This is a genomic window from Enterobacter cloacae complex sp. P2B, from assembly GCF_014895985.1.
GTDB lineage: Bacteria > Pseudomonadota > Gammaproteobacteria > Enterobacterales > Enterobacteriaceae > Enterobacter > Enterobacter bugandensis.
This window is the reverse complement of record NZ_JADBQQ010000012.1, coordinates 22,019-42,967: the sequence shown is the minus strand read 5'-3', so window position 1 is coordinate 42,967 and position 20,949 is coordinate 22,019. Positions and strand designations below refer to the sequence as shown.

At 56.0% G+C, this 20,949-nt stretch carries 18 protein-coding genes; 5 read left to right on the top strand and 13 right to left on the bottom strand.

What is annotated here, in order from left to right:
- Positions 1 to 101: 101 nt before the first annotated feature.
- The 9 genes from recC to rppH form a co-directional block, all read right to left on the bottom strand.
- The gene (gene recC / locus IM313_RS12355) at positions 102 to 3,476 is read right to left on the bottom strand and encodes an exodeoxyribonuclease V subunit gamma (RefSeq protein WP_192971666.1); all 3,375 of its coding nucleotides are present in this window, start codon (positions 3,474 to 3,476) and stop codon (positions 102 to 104) included.
- A gap of 12 nt (positions 3,477 to 3,488) precedes the next feature.
- On the bottom strand, positions 3,489 to 3,812 hold the full coding sequence (locus IM313_RS12350; RefSeq protein WP_048960720.1) for a prepilin-type N-terminal cleavage/methylation domain-containing protein: 324 nt from the start codon (positions 3,810 to 3,812) through the stop codon (positions 3,489 to 3,491).
- Positions 3,797 to 4,198 carry a DUF2509 family protein gene (locus IM313_RS12345; RefSeq protein ID WP_047367465.1) on the bottom strand — a complete coding sequence of 134 codons (402 nt, stop codon included), beginning with the start codon at positions 4,196 to 4,198 and terminating at the stop codon, positions 3,797 to 3,799. The genes IM313_RS12350 and IM313_RS12345 overlap by 16 nt, the downstream gene beginning before the upstream one ends.
- Complete coding sequence (locus IM313_RS12340) at positions 4,195 to 4,755, bottom strand: prepilin peptidase-dependent protein (protein ID WP_192971665.1); 561 nt, start codon at positions 4,753 to 4,755, stop codon at positions 4,195 to 4,197. Before IM313_RS12340 ends, IM313_RS12345 begins: the two co-directional genes overlap by 4 nt.
- Positions 4,746 to 5,210, bottom strand: coding sequence for a prepilin peptidase-dependent protein (locus IM313_RS12335; protein WP_192971664.1), 465 nt, complete (start codon positions 5,208 to 5,210; stop codon positions 4,746 to 4,748). The genes IM313_RS12340 and IM313_RS12335 overlap by 10 nt, the downstream gene beginning before the upstream one ends.
- A gap of 184 nt (positions 5,211 to 5,394) precedes the next feature.
- On the bottom strand, positions 5,395 to 6,189 hold the full coding sequence (gene thyA / locus IM313_RS12330; RefSeq protein WP_047367463.1) for a thymidylate synthase: 795 nt from the start codon (positions 6,187 to 6,189) through the stop codon (positions 5,395 to 5,397).
- A 6-nt stretch (positions 6,190 to 6,195) separates the two neighbouring features.
- Positions 6,196 to 7,071 carry a prolipoprotein diacylglyceryl transferase gene (lgt, locus tag IM313_RS12325; RefSeq protein ID WP_028014284.1) on the bottom strand — a complete coding sequence of 292 codons (876 nt, stop codon included), beginning with the start codon at positions 7,069 to 7,071 and terminating at the stop codon, positions 6,196 to 6,198.
- Positions 7,072 to 7,263: 192 nt separating this feature from the next.
- Complete coding sequence (ptsP, locus tag IM313_RS12320) at positions 7,264 to 9,510, bottom strand: phosphoenolpyruvate--protein phosphotransferase (RefSeq protein ID WP_028014285.1); 2,247 nt, start codon at positions 9,508 to 9,510, stop codon at positions 7,264 to 7,266.
- 12 nt (positions 9,511 to 9,522) lie between these two features.
- Positions 9,523 to 10,053 carry an RNA pyrophosphohydrolase gene (gene rppH, locus IM313_RS12315; protein ID WP_013098553.1) on the bottom strand — a complete coding sequence of 177 codons (531 nt, stop codon included), beginning with the start codon at positions 10,051 to 10,053 and terminating at the stop codon, positions 9,523 to 9,525.
- Between the two features lie 683 nt (positions 10,054 to 10,736).
- On the opposite strand from rppH, the gene mutH reads away from it, so the two are divergent.
- The 3 genes from mutH to IM313_RS12300 all read left to right on the top strand — a co-directional run bounded on the left by mutH (position 10,737) and on the right by IM313_RS12300 (position 12,948).
- Positions 10,737 to 11,429, top strand: coding sequence for a DNA mismatch repair endonuclease MutH (gene mutH / locus IM313_RS12310; RefSeq protein WP_192971663.1), 693 nt, complete (start codon positions 10,737 to 10,739; stop codon positions 11,427 to 11,429).
- A 128-nt stretch (positions 11,430 to 11,557) separates the two neighbouring features.
- Complete coding sequence (locus tag IM313_RS12305) at positions 11,558 to 11,776, top strand: YgdI/YgdR family lipoprotein (RefSeq protein ID WP_014885085.1); 219 nt, start codon at positions 11,558 to 11,560, stop codon at positions 11,774 to 11,776.
- Positions 11,777 to 11,907: 131 nt separating this feature from the next.
- The gene (locus IM313_RS12300; protein WP_028014287.1) at positions 11,908 to 12,948 is read left to right on the top strand and encodes an NADP(H)-dependent aldo-keto reductase; all 1,041 of its coding nucleotides are present in this window, start codon (positions 11,908 to 11,910) and stop codon (positions 12,946 to 12,948) included.
- Positions 12,949 to 12,993: 45 nt separating this feature from the next.
- Here IM313_RS12300 and lplT read toward each other — a convergent pair whose 3' ends face one another.
- Both lplT and aas read right to left on the bottom strand, forming a co-directional pair.
- Entirely contained in the window at positions 12,994 to 14,187 is a 1,194-nt protein-coding gene (gene lplT / locus IM313_RS12295) for a lysophospholipid transporter LplT (RefSeq protein ID WP_028014288.1), read from the bottom strand.
- Positions 14,180 to 16,339 carry a bifunctional acyl-ACP--phospholipid O-acyltransferase/long-chain-fatty-acid--ACP ligase gene (gene aas, locus IM313_RS12290; RefSeq protein ID WP_150145006.1) on the bottom strand — a complete coding sequence of 720 codons (2,160 nt, stop codon included), beginning with the start codon at positions 16,337 to 16,339 and terminating at the stop codon, positions 14,180 to 14,182. The genes lplT and aas overlap by 8 nt, the downstream gene beginning before the upstream one ends.
- A 624-nt stretch (positions 16,340 to 16,963) precedes the next feature.
- On the opposite strand from aas, the gene galR reads away from it, so the two are divergent.
- Positions 16,964 to 17,980, top strand: a complete 1,017-nt coding sequence (galR, locus tag IM313_RS12285) for an HTH-type transcriptional regulator GalR (protein ID WP_048999243.1) — start codon at positions 16,964 to 16,966, stop codon at positions 17,978 to 17,980.
- On the opposite strand, the gene IM313_RS12280 is transcribed toward galR, so the two are convergent.
- Positions 17,941 to 18,426 carry a GNAT family N-acetyltransferase gene (locus IM313_RS12280; RefSeq protein ID WP_192971662.1) on the bottom strand — a complete coding sequence of 162 codons (486 nt, stop codon included), beginning with the start codon at positions 18,424 to 18,426 and terminating at the stop codon, positions 17,941 to 17,943. The two genes, galR and IM313_RS12280, sit on opposite strands and share 40 nt — an antisense overlap.
- 220 nt (positions 18,427 to 18,646) lie before the next feature.
- Here IM313_RS12280 and IM313_RS12275 point away from each other — a divergent pair, with 220 nt between their 5' ends.
- Positions 18,647 to 19,684 carry a LacI family DNA-binding transcriptional regulator gene (locus IM313_RS12275; RefSeq protein WP_028014292.1) on the top strand — a complete coding sequence of 346 codons (1,038 nt, stop codon included), beginning with the start codon at positions 18,647 to 18,649 and terminating at the stop codon, positions 19,682 to 19,684.
- Here the strand turns inward: IM313_RS12275 and lysA are convergent.
- Complete coding sequence (gene lysA, locus IM313_RS12270) at positions 19,654 to 20,916, bottom strand: diaminopimelate decarboxylase (RefSeq protein ID WP_192971661.1); 1,263 nt, start codon at positions 20,914 to 20,916, stop codon at positions 19,654 to 19,656. The two genes, IM313_RS12275 and lysA, sit on opposite strands and share 31 nt — an antisense overlap.
- Positions 20,917 to 20,949 lie beyond the last annotated feature (33 nt).

Sequence of the window (20,949 nt, the reverse complement as noted above, 5' to 3'; positions counted from 1 at the left end):
CGTGCTGGACACGCCAACATCTCTTTATTTAGGTACATCAGTCCGTGATAAGAAGTGCATCATAAATGAACACCCCATACTGCGCAATTTTTATACAGCACTCAGGACTGATTAAACTTAAACAACGGTAACAGGTAGCGCTGTGCCTCTTCCGTAATAGCCTCGAAGTATTCTGGTTCAAGCGTTCGCCATAAACGTTGATACCAGACATCCTCACCTTCACCGCGCACCATCATGTTTCCTTCATAGGCCTGCATAAATTTACTGCGCGCTTTCTGCAGCGAAGCCTCATCCGTTAACATCGCATCATTCTGCGCGTCATAACAGGCTTTTATCCACGCACCGCCACTTTCGGGCAGTAACAGGAGGGGTTTGTTCATTCCCTGAAGATAGCCCTCAATATACAAGGACAGATAGCGTAACGCCTGTTCTGCCTCCATGGGTGGGAAGCGCCATTCGCCCTCTTTGCGCACGAAGATCCGGCTTTCACCTTTATTCCCACCCGCACTGTAGACAAGATGTTCCAGCCAGAGTTGCAATCCTTGTGAAACGCTGAGCAGAGAAGGCCGCCAGCGCAGTAGCCCATCCGGCTGAACCTGGGTTAGCCAGCCCGTGAGTTGTATGCCCTTGCAGCTGAGATCGATTTCGATGCTGTGTCCGGGCTGGCGGTGCTCCCTGACGCGCTCCGCCAGAGCGGTCATCTCCTGGCACTGCGCCTCCCAGACGATTTCCCCAAACGCACCGTAAGGTAGTTGCCCTGCGGCACGGTAGCGGCGGTAAAGTTTGTCTGCATCTTCCTCTTCAACCAGCGCATTAAGCAGCTGGAGGTTTAGCTGATAGCGCTCCAGCCCTTCCAGAGTAAAGGGTTCTGCATCAGGAATTTCGCTCTCTTCTGAGCGGAAGTTGACCTGTAATCGCTGCTGGAAGAAGGCGCGCACCGGATGCGCCCAAAACCGCTGAAGCTGTTCGAAAGTCAGAGTGTTAATGGGCAGCGGATCAAGCGGCTGAATAAAATCCGTATGGGCTCTCCCCTCTTTTTTCGCTGCTGGCAGCCATTCGCGGGCATAGCTCTGCTGTTCGCTGACAATATAGTTTACCGGGTCAAACGGCATGCGGCTGTGGATACAGGTAATGTGCGCCTTCACCCGCTGCTCGCTTTCATCGCAGTTAAGCGCCTCATCCCCAGCCAGATAGTGGCTCTGGCCGATATAGTCCACCAGTTCCTGCACCAGAACGGAGGGGAAGCGCTCGCTGTTGTCCTGAATGGAACGACCGATATAGCTGATATAGAGCTTACTTTGAGCGGAGATGAGCGCTTCAAGGAAGAGATAGCGGTCATCATCACGACGGCTACGGTCACCCCGCTTTGGATCTGCGTTCATCAAATCGAACCCCAGCGGTGCCAGGGCCCGAGGATAAATACCGTCGTTCATGCCGAGCAGGCAGACCACCTTAAAGGGAATTGAGCGCATTGGCATCAGGGTACAGATATTGATGGGGCCTGCCAGGAAACGCTGGCTGATTCGCTCCTGGTCAAGGCGCTGCGTCAACTCATCTCTCAGCAGCGACAAAGGAATCGCTTCGCGATAGTGGGAATTCACGCCCTCGTCAACGATAGCCTGCCACTGCGTTTCAATGAGCGCCATCGCCGCTTCGGTGTCGTTGTCTGGCAGGAAGAAATCATTAAGTAACGCCCTGCACACCGGGAGCCACTCTTCAAGCGGACGCGGCTGCATTAGCTCACGGCGCCAGCGGTTAAGCTGCATCAGCAGAGAAGCTAAATGCCCTACCAGATCAGCAATCAAACCGCTGGACTCATCGTAAGGCAGCACTTCGTTCCACTCGCCCTGGCTGCTCTCCATGGCGTAGCCCAGCAGCATACGCGTCAGGCCAAACCGCCAGGTATGCTGGCCGGTTGGGGGAAGCTCGAACTCCTGAACGTTATCGTCATCGATGCCCCAGCGAACGCCTGATTCGTTTACCCACTGGCGAAGGTAGCGCAGCCCTTCTTCATTGATGTTGAAGCGGGCTGCCAGCACGGGAACATCCAGTAACGCCAGAACATCTTCGGAGATAAACCGGCTATCCGGCAGTGAAAGCAGGGTGATAAATGCCTGCAATGCCGGGTGCGACTGACGGGCACGACGGTCAGAGATGGCGTAAGGCAGATATCGCTCACCCGTCGCACTGCCGAAGACGGCCTGAATAAAGGGACTGTAGCTGTCGATGTCCGCCACCATCACCACGATATCGCGCGGCGTCAGTTCAGGGTCGTCCTGCAGCATCGCCAGCAGCCGATCGTGAAGCACTTCGACCTCACGCTGCGGGCTATGACAAACATGGATCGTGATACTGCGATCCTCAGCGTCCAGCTTCCGCTTGCTGTCGCTGCGCTCAAACTCTTTCGCCGTCACGCCCATGACGGCGCGGTTCTCCAGATCCAGAATATCTAACTGAATATTATGCAGCAGACTATCCGGGGCGATCTCGACAAAGGCGTCAACGTCACCTTCGCCTGATGACGTAATATCGGAGAGCATGTGAATGTAATCACGCCCCAGCTTCCCCCATGAGGCAAGCAGTGGATTTGGCAGGTTCTGGATGCCGTCTTCATCAAAAAGCTGCCCGGCAGTCGAGCCGTCTTTAAACAGCGGGACGGATCGTTCTTCAAAAAGGCGCTTTCGCTGGCGAGTCACCAGCCGCGCAAGCCAACGTTCGTCGAGGATATCCCCCCAATACTGTCGGCAAGGGTTGGTGAACAAAATATGAATATCGATATGTTTACCCAGCGCATTCAACGCTTTCAGATAAACAGGCGGTAATGCGGATATCCCACAGATAAAAACGCGTGACGGCAGTCGGGCTGGACGCGCCGACGCATTCTCGAGTATTGAGATAAACCGATCGTACAGGTTGGCACGGTGCCACTTAGGTTGCCCAAGTTTCTCCGTATGCTCGACCAGCGCTTTCCAAAGCGGTGCCTGCCATATTTGCGCCTCCGGTAACCCTTCAACCAGTTCGCCCGCTTCCCAGCGAATTAACCAGTCAGAACGGTAAACAAGGTATTGGTCGTAGAGATCGGCGGTGCGCGACGCCAGCTGGAACAGCTTGCGCTTATCGGTATCGTCATTAAGGTAGTGGCGCAGCATGGCGAATTCATCGTGCTGGAGCATTTCCGGCAGCAGCGCCATCAGCTTCCAGCTCATGCCCTGCTTGTTGAAGGCGCTCTGCTCGGGGATGTCCGGTAACACGCGAACAAACATCTCCCAGATAAAGCTCGCGGGCAGCGGGAAATCAATATTCGCGGCAATGCCAAACTTACGGGAAAGCGACATTTGCAGCCACTGTGCCATACCGGTGCTCTGCACCAGCACCATTTCAGGCTCAAAAGAATCGTCGAGCCGCTCGCGCTCAACGATAAATTCCATCAGTGCTTCCAGCACATCCAGACGATTTGAGTGGTAGACCCTTAACATAGACGCTCCCGACTACTGGCTAACCGGGCAATGCAGACGCGTGATTTCACCGCGTCGCCCCAGAGGAGAAATAAGTGTAACCGTGATGCTGACACATCCTGCGTGCGTTGTCTGCACCCGACTGGCCTGCCAGCCTGCGGGCAGAACATTTGTTGAGAGCTGAGCCTGATTCCAGGCGTGGTGCCAGAGCTGACGATACTGGTTAAACAGCGTAAACCGCGCCGCCAGCGCCCGATGATAGCCGGCCAGTGCCGTGACGATGATGACCAGCAGCATCATCGCCAGCAGAACCTCAACCATGCTAAATCCTTTTTCTTTGCTTACGGCAGCTGGCATAGCGAACGTTCCTTTAGCGGGCAAAAATCACTCCAGCCGTGAGGCGAAAAGCGAATATTACCGTCAATAATCTCTCCTGAACGCCAGAGCAGCAGGTCGTTGACTCCGGCAATCAGTAATACAGTGGTCTCACTCAGCCGCCGCAAACACACTTGCCAGGCGGGTGCCTTTTTGCACTGGACTTCAGGATCGGGTGACCAGCTCTGAACGCGTCCCCACTCAAGCGCTGACTGTACAGAAGCCTGCTGCTGCAGCGAACGGCTCTCACCGCCAACGAGCGCGCTGAATGTTGTCAGTTGCTGGTTAAGGCCGGTGAGGATCAGCGTACCAAGCACCAGTAAAAGTAGAACCAGCGCCAGCGAAGACATACCGCGTTGACGGTTCACAGGTTGTACCCCGTGACCGTATACAAAGCCTGATAAGGCTCTCCTTGATCGCCGTTGCGCAGGGCGGACAGTTCGATATTCAGCTCCGGCGCAAACCCGGTGTGTGTTACTTTCCTCACCACAAAATGCGCGATGGCGAGCCTGTCCGGGTCCGTGAGCTTTTCCCATCCCTGACCTTCACACGAGGTTGCCCCACGAAGCGTTTCCAGCGCGCCCGATTCCAGACGAAAACCGGTGCTGTCGTTTTCTGATGCACTGCGATCCCAGCGACCATTACTGTTGGCATCCCACCGAACAATGACGCAACTGCCCTGCCTTGCGATCGCCAGCCCTTGCCCCTGGCAGTTCCCCGCACAGTAACCCGCACGCTGAAGCTGTTTGCCGAGAGCAAACAGGCGCTGCCAGACCTCTTCTTCCAGCTCTCTCTGGCCGGATTGCAGTAATACCGCCTGCTGCAATCCGGGTAGAAAGCGCGATGCGCCAATCAACAACAGGCTACTGATGGCCGTAGCAATCAGAACTTCTGTCAGCGAGAAACCGCGTTGTCTCATCGACATGAACCTCCTTGTGAGACCTTACACATTCTGATGCGCCCTCCGTCTGAGACCAGGATAAGCCATTCTCCGGCACGGCTTTGCAGGCGTATCCGCCCTGCCCATGCCGTATCCCTTAACCCATAGAACCCTAATGACGGTGTGACCTCGCTCACCGCGACCTCTGGCCAGAGTGGAATCAGAACAAAGGGGCTGCCCTTCTCACAGCCTTGTACGGCAGCGCTCACGAGACACTCCTGTCCCCCAACCCGCAGCTGGGTTATGTGATGATCGCGGTTGTACCTGTTGGCATCATTTCGCAGAAATACCAGATAGTCGCGCACCTGGCTGGCGGTTTGCCACAGCCGCTGCTGCCGCTGCCAGCTGTCCCAGCCGTACAGACCTGAGGCGCTGAGTATGACAACCAGCGAGACTGCCACCAGCGTTTCGATAAGCGTAAAACCGTTCTCTTTTTTCATGCGGGAAGTGTGGCGATTCGCCGTGGGCGTGGCGAGCGGTGAATAATGGTTTTACGAGGCGTTATCCGAAGTATCAGGAGAGTTGCAGCGCGTTGCACGTTTTCTGGATAACGCCTCGGAAAAGGGGAAATAGATGAAAAAAAACCGGCGCTAAACAGCACCGGTTATGTCACGCTTTACCGCATCAGATAGCGACAGGCGCTTTGATGCCAGGGTACGGGTCGTAGCCCTCAATCTCAAAATCATCAAAGCGGTAATCAAAGATCGATTCCGGTTTGCGTTTGATAATCAGCTTCGGCAGCGCGCGCGGTTCACGAGTGAGCTGAAGATGCGTCTGTTCCATATGATTGCTGTAAAGATGGGTGTCTCCACCTGTCCAGACGAAATCACCCACTTCCAGGTCGCACTGCTGCGCCATCATGTGGACTAACAGCGCATAGCTGGCAATGTTAAACGGCAGGCCGAGGAACACGTCACAGGAGCGCTGGTAGAGCTGGCAGGAGAGCTTGCCGTCTGCGACATAGAACTGGAAGAACGCGTGGCACGGAGCCAGCGCCATTTTATCCAGCTCGCCCACGTTCCAGGCGGAAACGATGATTCGGCGCGAGTCCGGATCGTTTTTCAGCTGGTTCATCACGGTGGTGATCTGGTCAATATGGCGGCCATCAGGCGTTGGCCATGCGCGCCACTGCTTGCCGTAAACCGGGCCCAGGTTGCCGTTTTCATCTGCCCATTCGTCCCAGATGGAGACGTTATTTTCGTGCAGATACGCAACGTTGGTGTCACCTTGCAGGAACCAGAGCAGTTCATGAATGATCGAGCGCAGGTGGCAGCGCTTCGTCGTCACCAGAGGGAAGCCTTCTTGCAGATTGAAGCGCATCTGGTGGCCAAAAATGGAGAGCGTACCGGTACCGGTACGGTCGTTTTTCGGCGTGCCCTCATCGAGCACTTTTTTCATCAATTCAAGATACTGTTTCATGGTTCCTCAGGAAAGTTGTTGCTGTGGACGACGACGATACGCCCAAATCATCATAATGGCACCCGCGACAATCATCGGAATGGAGAGGATCTGCCCCATGCTGATGTACTGTACCCATTCGCCGGTAAACTGCGCATCCGGCTGGCGGAAGAATTCAACGATGATGCGGAACGCGCCATAGCCAATCAGGAACAGTCCGGAAACAGCTCCCATCGGGCGCGGCTTGCGAATAAACAGGTTGAGGATGATAAACAGCACCACGCCTTCCAGCGCCAGCTCATACAGCTGGGACATATGACGCGGCAGCACGCCGTAGGTATCGAAAATGGACTGCCACTCCGGGTGCGACGGCAGCAGCGCGATATCTTCCGCACGGGAGCCCGGGAAGAGCATCGTGTACGGTACGCTTGGGTCAACGCGGCCCCACAGCTCACCGTTAATAAAGTTGCCCAGACGACCCGCCCCCAGACCAAACGGGATCAGCGGTGCGATAAAATCAGACACCTGGAAGAAGTTACGTTTGGTGCGTTTGGCAAAAATCACCATCACCAGGATCACCCCAATCAGGCCGCCGTGGAAGGACATGCCGCCGTCCCAGACGCGGAACAGGTAGAGGGGATCGTTCAGGAACACCGGGAAGTTATAGAACAGTACATACCCAATACGGCCACCGAGGAACACGCCGAGGAAGCCCGCGTACAGCAGGTTTTCAACTTCGTTTTTGGTCCAGCCGCTGCCAGGACGGCTGGCGCGACGGCCCGCGAGCCACATGGCAAAAATAAAGCCCACCAGGTACATCAGACCGTACCAGTGAAGCGAAACAGGTCCTACTGAGAAAATGACCGGATCAAACTCCGGAAAATGCAGATAACCACTGTTCATCTGTCACCACAAGATGTTGTTATTCCGCTGAAAGTGGACAGCGGTAGACATGCGATTCTGCCTTAAGCAGAGGCTCCAAAGTTGCGAATCATAGCATAAGGTGGGCGCGGAGGATGCGCCAGAGATGTAAAAGATGTGTATAGGGTTTTGTGCGCACTGGCGCCCTCTCCACAAGGAGAGGACGAAAGACGATTAGCGACCACCGCGGATCAGGCCGCCCATACCGCGCCGTTCCATAAATGCCGCCACCTGGTGACGAACCTCTGCGGCCAGCTGCGCCTCAAGGCTGCGCTCAGCCAGCTCGCGGGCATCATTGATGTCGATATGCCGCAACAAATACTTCACGCGCGCTACTGCGCGGCCGTTCATTGACAGATGGCGATACCCCAGACCAATCAGGATCGCGACGCACATCGAGTCTCCGGCCATTTCACCGCACAGGCGGAGATCAATACCGTACTGTTCAGCCTCACGGGCAATCATCGCCAGCGCGCGAATGATCGCCGGGTGCAGGCTATCGTAGATACTGGCGACGCGGGTGTTGTTCCGGTCGACGGCCAGAATATATTGCGTCAGGTCGTTGGTACCGACAGAGATAAAATCAACGCGATTTGCCAGCTGCGGCAGCATAAAGACCATAGATGGCACTTCGAGCATGACGCCGATCCGTGGTTTCGGGATCGCATAGCCAATCATCTCTTCCACTTCACGACCAGCACGTTCGATCAGGCGCCGCGCTTCGTCGATTTCATCTATGCTGGTGACCATCGGCAGCAGGATACTGAGATTGCCCGTCGCGGCGTTGGCGCGCAGCATTGCGCGCACCTGGATCAGGAAGATCTCCGGCTGATCGAGCGTAATACGGATCCCGCGCCAGCCCAGACACGGGTTCTCTTCGCTGATGGGCATATACGGCAGCTGTTTATCCGCCCCGACATCCAGGGTTCGCAGGGTGACAGGCTTGTCGTTGAACATCTGCAACATCCCCTGATACTGCGCCACCTGCTCCTCTTCGGAGGGGAAACCGCTCTGCAGCATGAAGGGGATTTCAGTGCGGTATAAACCGATCCCGTCGATGCGGCTGCCAAGCTTCTCTTCGTGCTCGGGGCTTAAGCCGGCGTTGAGCATGACTTTGATCCGCTCTCCGCTTTTCAGCTGCGCGGGCAGGTTAACGTCATCTTCCGCCAGCTTGCTTAATTCATTCTCTTCGCTGATGAGACGCTGATATTCCTGGAGCAGAACCGGCTCAGGATCGACCAGCAGTTCACCGCGGTAACCATCAACCACCAGCGTGCGGCGGTGCAGCACCGAGGGCTGAATATCCGCCCCCATGACGGTGGGGATACCGAGCGCGCGCACCATAATGGCGGCATGGGAGTTCGCTGCACCATCACGTACGACAACCCCGGCGAGTCTGTCCTGCGGCAGCTCGGCCAGCGTTGTTGCCGAAAGTTCATCGGCCACCAGCACAAACCGTTTTGGCCAGGCATTCGGCCCCTGAATGGTATCATCGAGGTGGAACAGCAGGCGCTGTCCCAGCGCGCGGAGATCTCCCGCCCGCTCTTTCAGATAACCGTCGGTCAGTGCAGCGAACTGCTCGGCAAATTTTTCGATGACCTTTTTAACCGCCCACTCCGCGACTGCGCCTTTATCAACCTCAGCAAAAAGCTCACGGCGCAGACGCGCGTCGGAAAGCAGGTGCGAGTAGAGGTCGAAGATGGCCGCCGTCTCTTTTTGCGCACCCGCGGCAAAGCGCTTGCTGTAGCGACGGAACTCATTGGCCGCCTCTTCCAGCGCGGCGGTAAGACGCTCGCGCTCCAGCGCTTCATCAAGCGTAGAGGCTTCGTAGACCTGCTCCATCAACGGCAGCGTGGCGTCCATCCAGCCTTCCGCAATCGCCACCCCTGGCGATGCCGGAAGGGCGCGAATGCGCGTATGGCGATACTGACCAAAGAGCGCGGCAAGCTGAGACTGGGAGAGGATCGCCGCCATCTGTGTCGCCAGCGTGACGAGGAAGGACTCTTCGCTTTCATCATACTGACGCAGCTCGCGCTGCTGGACGACCAGCACACCGAGTAGCTGACGGCGCTGAATAATCGGCACACCCAGAAACGCGCGGAAGCGTTCTTCTTTTACGGAAGGGATGTATTTAAAGCTGGGGTGTTTTTGCGCGTCGGCAAGGTTGATAGGTTCAGCCAGCCGCCCAACCAGCCCGACGATACCTTCATCAAATGCGAGCGTTACGGTGCGCCCCCGCGGCTTTTTCAAACCGCGGGTCGCCATCAGGTAATAGCAGCGCCGATCGTGGTCGGCCAGATACACCGAACAGACCTCGGTCTCCATCGCAAGACAGATGTCAGTGACCAGAATATTCAGCGCCTCGTTGAGGCGCGGAGCGCTGGCCACCTTCTCGACTATTTCTCGCAAGCGGGTGAGCATGATTTGCGTAGCTTAACCTCTTTTACGTCGCCAGGCAGGTGCGCTCTGCGGCTTAGGCGGGATCTCCTGAAGCTGCATCACCACACTTGCAAACTCTTTCATCACCCTACGGTAAACATCGCGCTTAAATGACACGACCTGACGAACAGGATACCAATAGCTCACCCAGCGCCAGCCATCGAACTCCGGCGTACTGCTGGTTTGCATATTGATGTCCGAATCGTTGCCCACCAACTGCAGAAGAAACCACTTCTGTTTCTGGCCGATACAAACCGGCTTTGTGTCCCAACGCACCAAACGTTTCGGTAACTTGTAACGCAACCAGTTGCGGGTCGAGGCAAGGATGCGAACATCTTTTCGGCTTAAACCGACCTCTTCAAAAAGCTCCCGGTACATCGCTTGTTCTGGGGACTCTCCCGGATTGATCCCGCCTTGCGGGAACTGCCAGGAGTGCTGACCATATCGACGGGCCCACATGACCTGGCCCTGACGATTACAAATTACTATTCCTACGTTCGGGCGGTAGCCATCGTCATCAATCACCGGACTACCCCAAACTAAACCTTATATATGAATGATTGTTTCACACTACAGTGAGGCGGTAAACCACTCTCTTACAGGCCTGCAACCTAATAACATTTGAATAACTCACAAATAAGCGCAGAGTTATAAACAGATGTGCGGTCTCAAGGGCAATTTTATTCACCTTTTCTGTGGATATAGTTGTGAAGAAGTGTCTGATTACCGATGAACAACCTGAAATGGCCTCTGCCCTCCCGTTTCTCGCCTTCAACATAAAGCCATATTTTTCATTATGTTATATTCATATCGACAAACAAAATGCAGAATAGCGTGACGATCGTCACAGCAGGGATCGTCGTGCTGATGAAAGATCGAACAGCGTCGGTTTTATCCACAGATTGTGCCAATAAGTTAGGCACAATTTGTCTGAAATTTGGATTTTCGTCGCACGTCAAGGCTGTAAATTGAAACAGTAGTCAGGGTTATGCCCAGTTATCCCATTTTTCTGTGGATAACATGGTGTAAGATCCTGTTTATTGTCAGTGACCAGATTTGAACAACCCGTTTTGCGTCTCTGATAAAACCGTGAAAAATTCATAAAAAAACCTATAAATCATGCACATGGAATATTGGTACAGAAAAAGTTAAACTCTATCCACAGGGGACTATTTCTTCGTTTATTTTTTAATCAAAAGGTTATCGTCATGCATCCGCTTTCACCCTTGCTCTCACCGCCTTCGAGCGAAAGCCAGTTGCTACAGCAGGCTCAGCGCCTTGCAGGCTTCTCGCTGGGCGAACTGGCGGCGATGGCAGGGCTACAGATCCCGAAGGATCTGAAACGAGATAAGGGCTGGATCGGCATGCTTCTGGAGCTGTGGCTGGGTGCAAGCGCCGGGAGCAAGCCAGAGCAAGATTTCGCTGCCCTTGGCGTAGAGTTAAAAACTATTCCTATCGACCGCCAGGGTCGGCCCCTGGAGACTACCTTTGTCTGCGTTGCGCCCTTAACCGGCAATACCGGCGTAACGTGGGAAACCAGCCACGTGCGCCATAAGCTGAATCGCGTGCTTTGGGTTCCGGTTGAAGGCGATCGGCAGATCCCGTTAGCTGAACGCCGCGTTGGCGCGCCGCTGCTCTGGAGCCCGGATGAAGAAGAGGAGCATCAGTTGCGCCTGGACTGGGAAGAACTGATGGACATGATTGTGCTCGGTCAGGTCGAGCGAATTACCGCCCGGCACGGAGAAGTGTTACAGCTGCGCCCGAAAGCGGCAAACAGCAAAGCGCTTACCGAGGCGATCGGCGCGATGGGCGAACCCATACTGACGCTGCCGCGCGGTTTTTATCTCAAAAAAAATTTCACCGGCGCGCTGCTTGCTCGTCATTTCTTACTTAAAACATAGTTTTTTACTTATTTTGCGAGCTCACAAACATAATCGCCTGGTTTTTAAGATTTTACCGCTTCACCCTGTTGCTATAACGGGTTAATACTACACTATGATTTGATACGAGCCAGATGAGGACGATAACGATGAAAAAATGGGCGGTGTTAATTTCAGCAGTCGGGTTGGCGTTTGCCGTTTCGGGCTGCAGCAGCGATTACGTCATGGCGACAAAAGACGGCCGGATGATCCTGACTGACGGTAAACCTGAAGTCGATGATGATACCGGTCTGGTCAGCTACCACGACCAGGCAGGCAATAAAATGCAGATCAATCGCGACGAAGTCTCGCAAATTATTGAGCGATAACAGTCGGAGGTCAGTAGCCTACTGGCCTTTTTGATTTTTTTCTTCCCCTTTTGCTTCCCCTCTGCCATGTTTATATTCCTTTGTCGGGAGGTTCCTGACGCGGTCTACATGTCTATTGAAGGAAGCCGGCTATGCATTATCACCGTATCCCCCACAGCGCTCTGGAGATAAGTCAACTGGGGTTGGGCACGATGACATTTGGTGAACAAAACAGCGAAGCCGATGCCCATGCACAACTCGATTATGCCGTCAGCCAGGGGATTAACCTGATTGATGTTGCAGAGATGTACCCTGTGCCTCCACGCCCTGAAACGCAGGGACTTACCGAAACCTATGTCGGTAACTGGCTGGCAAAACGCGGTAACCGAGAAAAGCTGGTTATCGCCTCGAAAGTGAGTGGCCCCGCGCGAAACAACGATGCCGGGATCCGCCCAAACCAAATCCTCGATCGCAAAAATATCCGCGCCGCGCTGGACGCGAGCCTGAAGCGCCTGCAAACCGACTATCTCGACCTTTACCAGGTCCACTGGCCGCAGCGTCCAACCAACTGTTTTGGCAAGCTCGGCTACAGCTGGAATGAGAGCGCCCCCGCCGTTACGCTGCTGGAAACGCTGGAGGCGCTGACCGAATGCCAGCGCGCGGGAAAAATCCGCTACATTGGAGTGTCCAACGAAACGGCCTTTGGCGTAATGCGCTATCTGCACCTGGCGGATAAACACGATCTGCCGCGCATCGTCACCATCCAGAACCCGTACAGCCTGCTTAACCGCAGCTACGAGGTGGGGCTGGCCGAAGTGACGCAATATGAGGAAGTGGAACTGCTCGCCTATTCATGCCTCGGTTTCGGCACCCTGACGGGGAAATACCTGAACGGTGCGAAACCAGCCGGGGCGCGTAATACCCTCTTTAGCCGCTTTACCCGCTACAGCGGCGAGCAGACGCAGAAAGCCGTTGCAGCCTATGTGGATATCGCGAAGCGCCACGGCCTGGATCCGGCGCAGATGGCGCTGGCCTTCGTGCGCCGTCAGCCGTTTGTTGCCAGTACCCTGCTTGGCGCGACGACCATGGAACAGCTGAAAACTAACATTGAGAGTTTCCATCTGAACCTGAGTGAAGAGGTGTTAGCGGAGATTGAAGCGGTGCATCAGGTTTATACTTATCCTGCGCCGTAGCTGATGCTTTTGCCGGGTAAGGCGAAGCCGCCACCCGGCTACTTATTAACGGCGACGCTGCCAGATCCACAATCCCGCAATTGCCGCCGCGAACAGCCCACCAAATCCAACGCCAATCGCCACCACCGGGACACCCACTTTTACCGCCAGCGAGTAGAGCCCCAGCATTAACAGCATGGCCAGGTTTTCACCGAGATTTTGAACCGCAATGGCATTCCCCGCCCCGACGGTCTGCTTGCCACGCTCCTGGAGTAACGCATTCAGCGGTACCACAAAGAAGCCCCCCAGAATACCAATCAGGATCAGCAGAGCATAAGCGGGCAATAACGCATGTTGTAGCGAGAAGATAAGCACCACGAGGCCAATCAGGATCCCCGCTGGCATGCAGCGTGCGACCGTTTCAAGCGTCACCAGCTTCGCCGCCGCGCCCGCGCCAGCCACAATGCCGATCGCCACCATCGCATTAAGATAGGTCGGCGTCGCATTGTCCGTAATCCCCAGCGCCACCGGTACCCACAGAACCAGCAGGAAGCGCAGCGTGACGCCCGCCCCCCAGAACATACTGGTTCCCATCAGGGAGAAACGCGTTTCCCCGTTACGCCACAGCACGCGGCACGCGTTAAAGAAACTGCCGGTCATTGGTTTAAAGCGCCAGGATTGCCCTGGACGAGCCACCGGTAGTTTGGGAATAAACAGGTTAGCCACGACCGCCCCCCCATACACCACTGCACACACGCCCAGGGCCGCCAGAACATGCCAGTCGGCCAGCACGCCACCCGCGACGGAGCCGAGGAGGATAGCGGCAATCGTTGAAGACTCCATCAGGCCGTTGGCTTTCACCAGCTTATCGCCCGTAGTCAGTTCTCCGAGAATGCCATACTTCGCTGGGGAGTAGGCGGCAGCGCCGATGCCCACCAGTGTATAGCCAATAAACGGATTGAAGCCGAAGCAGATACTGGCAGCGCCCAGCAGCTTGAGACCGTTGGCAAACATCATCACCCGGCCTTTCGGGAAGCTGTCCGCCACCTGCCCCACAAACGGGGCAAAGATAATGTAAGCGCCCACAAACACCATCTGCAGGATCGGCTGACTCCAGTCAGGGTAAAACTCGGCTTTCAGCAGCGCCAGCGTGGCAAAAAGCAGCGCGTTATCACCGAACGCAGAGAGAAACTGCGCGGCGATGACGGCCATCATACCTTTCGACCTGAGGGAGGTGTTAGTGTGTACTGACTCACGCATTTTGCTGTTCCGCCTCTTCAACCATACCTTTCAGGGTCACGAAATCGGGCTTGCCGCTACCCAGCACCGGAAGCTGCTTCAGGTAGCGAAGATCGCGCGGCACGGCCAGTTCAGGAATACCGTGTTCACGCGCATAGCTCAGTAACCTGTCGCGCTTAAGCTCAGCATCAGTGGTAAACAGCACCAGCGCCTCGCCTTTGCTGGCATCGCTCTTCACGACCGTGGCGTGCATCTTCTCGGCGGACACGGCCGTCGCCAGTTGTTCAACCATTTCCAGAGAGACCATCTCACCGGCGATTTTGGCGAAGCGTTTTGCGCGCCCCTGAATCTGTACAAAGCCTTGCTCATCGAAACGAACGATGTCACCGGTGTCGTACCAGCCGGTTTCAATCTCGCCGTTGACGTTTTCCGCCGTTGGCGCTTCCAGCACGCCTGGGTTTTCCACGCGCAGGTAACCGTTCATCACGTTCGGCCCTTTCAGCTGCAGGCGGCCACCGTCCTCAATGCCCGGCACCGCCAGCAAGCGCGCATCCATCCCCGGCAGAATTCGGCCCACCGTTCCCGGTTTCGCCGCCATCGGTACGTTGATCGAGACCACGGGCGCACACTCGGTAACGCCATAGCCTTCGAGGATGCGCAGGCCAAACTTGTCCTGCCAGATCTGACGCGTGCTCTCCTGCAGCTTTTCCGCACCGGCCACCACGTACCGAACGCGGAAGAAATCATACGGATTGGCGAAACGGGCATAGTTACCCAGGAAGGTTGAGGTCCCGAACAGGACGGTGCAGTTACGGTCATACACCAGCTCCGGCACAATGCGGTAGTGCAGCGGGCTGGGATAGAGGAACACCTCGGCACCGGTCAGCAGCGGCGTGAACAGCCCCACCGTCAGGCCAAAGGAGTGGAACAGAGGCAGCGCCGACATAAAACGGTCATTCGCGGTAAAGTCGGCAATGCTTTTGATCTGCTCAACGTTCGCCAGAATACTCTTGTGGCTGTGGACGACGCCTTTCGGGTTACCCTCCGAACCCGACGTGAAAAGGATAATCGCGTCATCTTCCGGCTGCTGTTTGACCTGAGCCAGATGCGGCACCAGCAGATGCGCAAAAATCCACAGCTTGTCGCCGGTGGTCACGTCCGCTTTTAGATCTTCCAGGAAGACCCAGCGTACCTGGGTCAGCTGTTCCGGCAGATGCCACAGCTTGCCTTTGTCCAGAAACTGTCGGGAGGTAAAGATGGTATTGATTTGGGCGGCGGTAATGGCGCTGGTCAGCCCTTTCACGCCCGCCGTGTAGTTCATCATCGCCGGTATACGGCCACGGGAAACCGCACCAAAAATCACCGCCGCGCTGATGCCCGCGTTTGGCAGCATCAGGCCGATCTTTTCGCCCTTTTTGCTGTACTTCTCAAGAATGCGGCCCACGAACAGCGTCTTGGTCAGCAGTTTACGATAGGTATCAGGGGTAAAGTTGATGTCTTCAATGCAGTTTTTCTTCGCGCCGTAGCGGTACTGCGCCGAAAGCAGGGATTCATACAGCGTTTCGCGCGGACGAACGGCCATGCGCGCTTCCATCATAATCTGGTGCAGCATTTCCCCGGCGATTTTACGGCGATCGCGGGCACGCGGCGCTTCCGGCATCGGTAACGACGTTGGCGGCAGGATATGCAGCGTGATTTTGGGGAACAGACGCTGCTTTACCAGCCCCTTAAGGCGGCTGAAATGGGTCAACTCTGCGCCTTCAATGCGCAGCGGCACTACGGTCGCGTTTGATTTCGCCGCGACAAACCCCGCGCCGTCGTAGATTTTCATCAGCGAACCGGTCACTGAAATGCGCCCTTCCGGGAAAATGACCACCGGACGCCCCTGCTCTACCAGACGTACCAGGTGTTTAATCATCATCGGCTTTGTCGGGTCAAGCGGTACGAAATCGATAAGTGGGGTGAGCCAGCGCATATACCACTGCTGGCTGATGGAGGTATAGACCGCAAACACCGGACGCACGGGCAGAAACAGCGCAAGCAGGATGCCGTCTATAAAGGAAACATGATTGGGTGTGATGAGAACGCGCTCGCCACGAAGCGCCTGGGCGTCGCCAGTGACGCGGATGCGAAAAAGAATACGGAACAGTGTACGGAAAAACCCAAATAGCATCTCAACTCCCTTTGCCAGACAGTGTGGTGGGTTGACAGTAAATGGTGGCAGATTACACGAGAAGTGATACGGGAGCGACAGCAAAAGTGGAGGCGAAAAAAAACCTGCGCATCCGCGCAGGTTGGTGCAAGAGATGAGTACGAAACCGTACTAAGAATTCTCACCAATCAATACCTCTGGGATCTTGATTGTGGCTGTTGACCCTGCGCTTCGCCAGCAGGAAAACGCAAGGGAATGAGCCGAAATGCAACCAGGTGTGAATATTCTCTTTTGCTGTTACAGGTTGAACTATCAGGCAAAAAAAAACCTGCGTAAGAACGCAGGCTGGTGTAAGTCGTGTTAATCAACCGGAGTTGATTCCACCTATCAATACCTCTGGGATCTCGACTCTACCAACCTCTTTAACGTCATCGCCACCGGACAATCGCAACAGCCTGAGGCAAAGTGTAACTAAAGGTTCAGAATGACATTCTTCTGACATGACCAGGCGTGTAACGATTACACTACCAGGGTTGGTCTGCGTCACGTTTGTGGCGCGCGGAAACCGGCTTCCCTTGAATGGACGTCACTTTTCCGCAACACTATTCAGTGTGTAAACGCTTACCCCAAATAAGAAGGTTATAAATGGCGACAATAAAGGATGTGGCTCGTCTGGCAGGTGTGTCGGTAGCCACCGTCTCCCGCGTGATTAATGATTCACCCAAAGCCAGTGACGCATCACGCCAGGCGGTACAAAGCGCCATGGAAACCCTGAACTACCATCCGAATGCCAACGCCCGCGCGCTCGCCCAGCAGTCAACAGAGACTATTGGGCTGGTGGTGGGAGACGTTTCCGACCCCTTTTTCGGTGCCATGGTAAAAGCGGTTGAACAGGTCTCTTATCAGACGGGTAATTTTTTGCTGATCGGCAATGGCTATCATAATGAACAAAAAGAACGCCAGGCCATCGAGCAGCTCATCCGCCACCGCTGCGCTGCACTGGTGGTACACGCCAAAATGCTCCCGGATGCCGAGCTAATTCACCTGATGAAGCAAATGCCCGGCATGGTGATTATCAACCGTATTATCCCCGGCTTTGAAAAACGCTGTGTAGCCCTCGACGACCGCTACGGCGCCTGGCTTGCGACCCGTCATCTGATTCAACAGGGTCATACCCGGATTGGCTATCTCTGCTCCAATCACCCCATTTCTGATGCGGAAGACCGCCTGCAGGGCTACTACGACGCCCTGCGCGAAAACGGTCTGCCGTGCAATGACCGTCTGGTGGCCTACGGTGAACCAGATGAGAGCGGCGGCGAACAGGCCATGACGGAGCTGCTGGGTCGCGGACGGAATTTCACCGCGGTCGCCAGCTATAACGATTCGATGGCCGCCGGGGCAATGGGCGTCATGAATGACAACGGGATCGAGGTGCCGGCGGAAATCTCGCTAATTGGCTTCGACGATGTTTTGGTCTCCCGGTACGTCCGCCCGCGCCTGACCACCGTACGCTACCCCATCATCACGATGGCCACCCAGGCCGCAGAGCTGGCGCTGGCGCTGGCCGAACAACGCCAGCCGCCGGAGATTACCCATCTCTTCAGCCCAACGTTAGTGCGCCGTCACTCCGTTGCTGCGCCCGCTGACGCACAGAGCGAATAGCGATACAGGTGTACCGTTTTATCCGGATACTCCAGCCCATCGCCAATATACTGCCAGCCGTAACGTTCATAGAAGTCGCGGCAGGCAGACCAGAGATGAAGTTCCTCGTACCCGGCCCGTGCGGCGAAGCGAATAACATGCTGCTGTAACTTTCCTGCCAGCCCCTTGCCGCGCGCCGCGTCGTCAACGTAGAGCGCCGCCAGCCACGGAAAGAGATCCTGACGGGTAATCAAATCACAGCGCCAGAGTCCCACCGTCCCGAGAAGCCGTTCATCCTCTACGGCGATAAAGGTCAGCGGCAGGGCACCCGGCGTCTGGCTGTGCTCCACGATGCTATGGAAAAAATCCCGCGCAAGCCCCTCGCCAAAGGCCTGCCAGAGCCAGTCGGTGACCTGCTCCGCATAGCGCGGTGCCTCGTAAAGCGGGAGAATGACGGTCTTTTTCACGTTTCACCTGCGTTTTTAATGAATATGCTGGCCTGACGCCTCCAGCCCGGTTTGGCGATTATTTTACCAGAGTCAGACTATTTAGTTTTACTTCCGGCAGGCCAGGCGAATCGTGACCAAAAAGCGTGATCGTGGCAGAAGTTTTGCGCTTCCCGCATCGCTTATACGCTGTCAGGTCTGTGTTAAACTGCAAACCATTACGTGGAAGCAGGAATGTAGAATGGCAACAATGCTGGATGTCTCACTGCGCGCGGGCGTGTCGAAGGCTACCGTCTCGCGCGTGCTGAACGGCACAGGTCAGGTTAAAGAGAGCACGCGTCAGCAGGTCTTTGCTGCGATGGAAGAGCTGGGCTACCGCCCAAACTTTCTCGCGCGTTCGCTGGCTAACCAGACCAGCAACAGCATTGGTCTGGTCGTCTCTACCTTCGACGGCTTTTACTTTGGTCGTCTTTTGCAGCAGGCGTCGCGGCAGACCGAAACCCACGGGAAACAGCTGATCGTCACCGACGGTCACGACGCGCCAGAGCAGGAAGAGCAGGCGGTGCAAATGCTGGCCGACCGCCAGTGCGATGCCATCGTGCTTTACACGCGCTATATGAGCGAAAAAGCGATCATCAAGCTGATTAATACCGTGCAAACGCCGCTGGTGGTCATCAACCGTGAAGTCAGCCAGGCACCGGAGCGCTGCGTGTTCTTCGAACAACAGGATGCCGCGTTTAAGGCGGTGGATTACCTGATCAATCAGGGCCACCGGGAGATCGCCTGCATTACCGTTCCGATTCACACCCCCACGGGTAAAGCGCGGCTGATGGGCTACCGTAAGGCGCTGGAAAAGCACGGCATTCGTCTGGACGAGCGTCGAATAAAGTACGGTGATGCGGGAATGACGCGGGGCTATGAGCTGTGTAAGGAGCTGATTGCTGAAGGGGTCTCGTTCAGCGCGCTGTTTGCCTGTAACGATGATATGGCGCTGGGCGCGTCCAAAGCGCTGCATCAGGCAGGGCTTAAGATCCCGCAGGATATCTCCCTGTTCGGCTTTGACGATGCCCCAAGCGCAAAGTGGCTGGAGCCTGCGCTGTCATCGGTTTATCTGCCGATAGATAACATGATCGTCACGGCTATCGATCAGGCGATCCGGCTGGCGAAGAACCAGCCGGTCGATGCGATCCCGCCGTTTACCGGCACGCTGGTATTACGCGATTCGGTCACAACGGGGCCGTACTTTAATCAAACGAGTTCCAGCGCCAGCAGTTCCTGAATGGTCTGGCGACGACGGATCAACCGCGCCTTGCCGTTATCAAACAGCACTTCCGGCAGCAGCGGACGGCTGTTGTAGTTCGAGGACATAGACGCCCCGTACGCCCCGGTGTCGTGCAGCACCAGGTAATCGCCCGGCTTCACCTCGGGCAGCGCACGGGTTTCAACTTTGCCACCTTCCTGCTGGGTAAACACATCACCGGATTCACACAGCGGGCCTGCGACAACCGTCTCGCGGCGCGGCGCGTGCGTTAAATCGCGGCCATCGGCAGCCAGGGCGGTAATGTGATGGTAGCTGCCGTACATGGACGGACGCATCAGGTCGTTAAAGCCCGCATCAATCAGCACGAAGTGGCGGGAGCCCATCTCTTTGACGCTGCGTACCTGCGCCACCAGCACGCCGGCTTCGGCTACCAGGAAACGACCCGGCTCAATTTCCAGCTTCACGGCATGGCCCAGATGCGCGGCAATTTGATCGCGCGCGGCGCTCCACAGGCCGTAATAGTGATCGGTGTCGATCGCTTCTTCCCCTTCACGATAAGGAATGGAAAGACCGCCACCGGCGGAGATCGCCTCCAGATCCTGACCGAAGTCGACAACCTGGCGCACCATCGCCCCGCACACCTGCTCCAGGTGCCCGTAATCGACGCCGGAGCCAATGTGCATATGAATACCGACCAGCTTCAGGCTGTAGCGCTGCAGTACCTCAAGCGCGGCAGGCATATCGGCATACCAGATCCCGTGCTTGCTGTTTTCGCCCCCGGTGTTGGTTTTTTGGCTATGGCCATGTCCAAAGCCCGGGTTGACGCGCAGCCAGACGCGATGGCCGGGCGAAACCTGCCCAAGCTGCTCCAGCATATCCACAGAACCGGCGTTCACCGGCACCTGCAGTTCATGCACGCGCGCAAGCGTGGCGTCGTCGATCACATCCGCGGTAAAGACGATCGCGTCAGGATCGGTTTTCGGATCAAAGCCTGCCGTCAGCGCACGCTCGATTTCACCCAGCGACACGGAGTCAACCTTCACGCCCTGCTCGCGCATCAGGCTCAGAATATGAATATTGGAGCAGGCCTTCTGGGCAAAACGCACCACGTCAAACTGATGCAGGGCGGCGATCTTCTCGCGAACGATATGCGCGTCGTAGACCCATACCGGGCAGCCAAACTCGGCGGGCAGGCGCAGCAGGTTTTCAGCGTTCAAATCGGTATCCGTCTGGTTGAGCGGGCGTGGCATGGTCTTCTCCGGTTCAATTCATTTTTAATGATT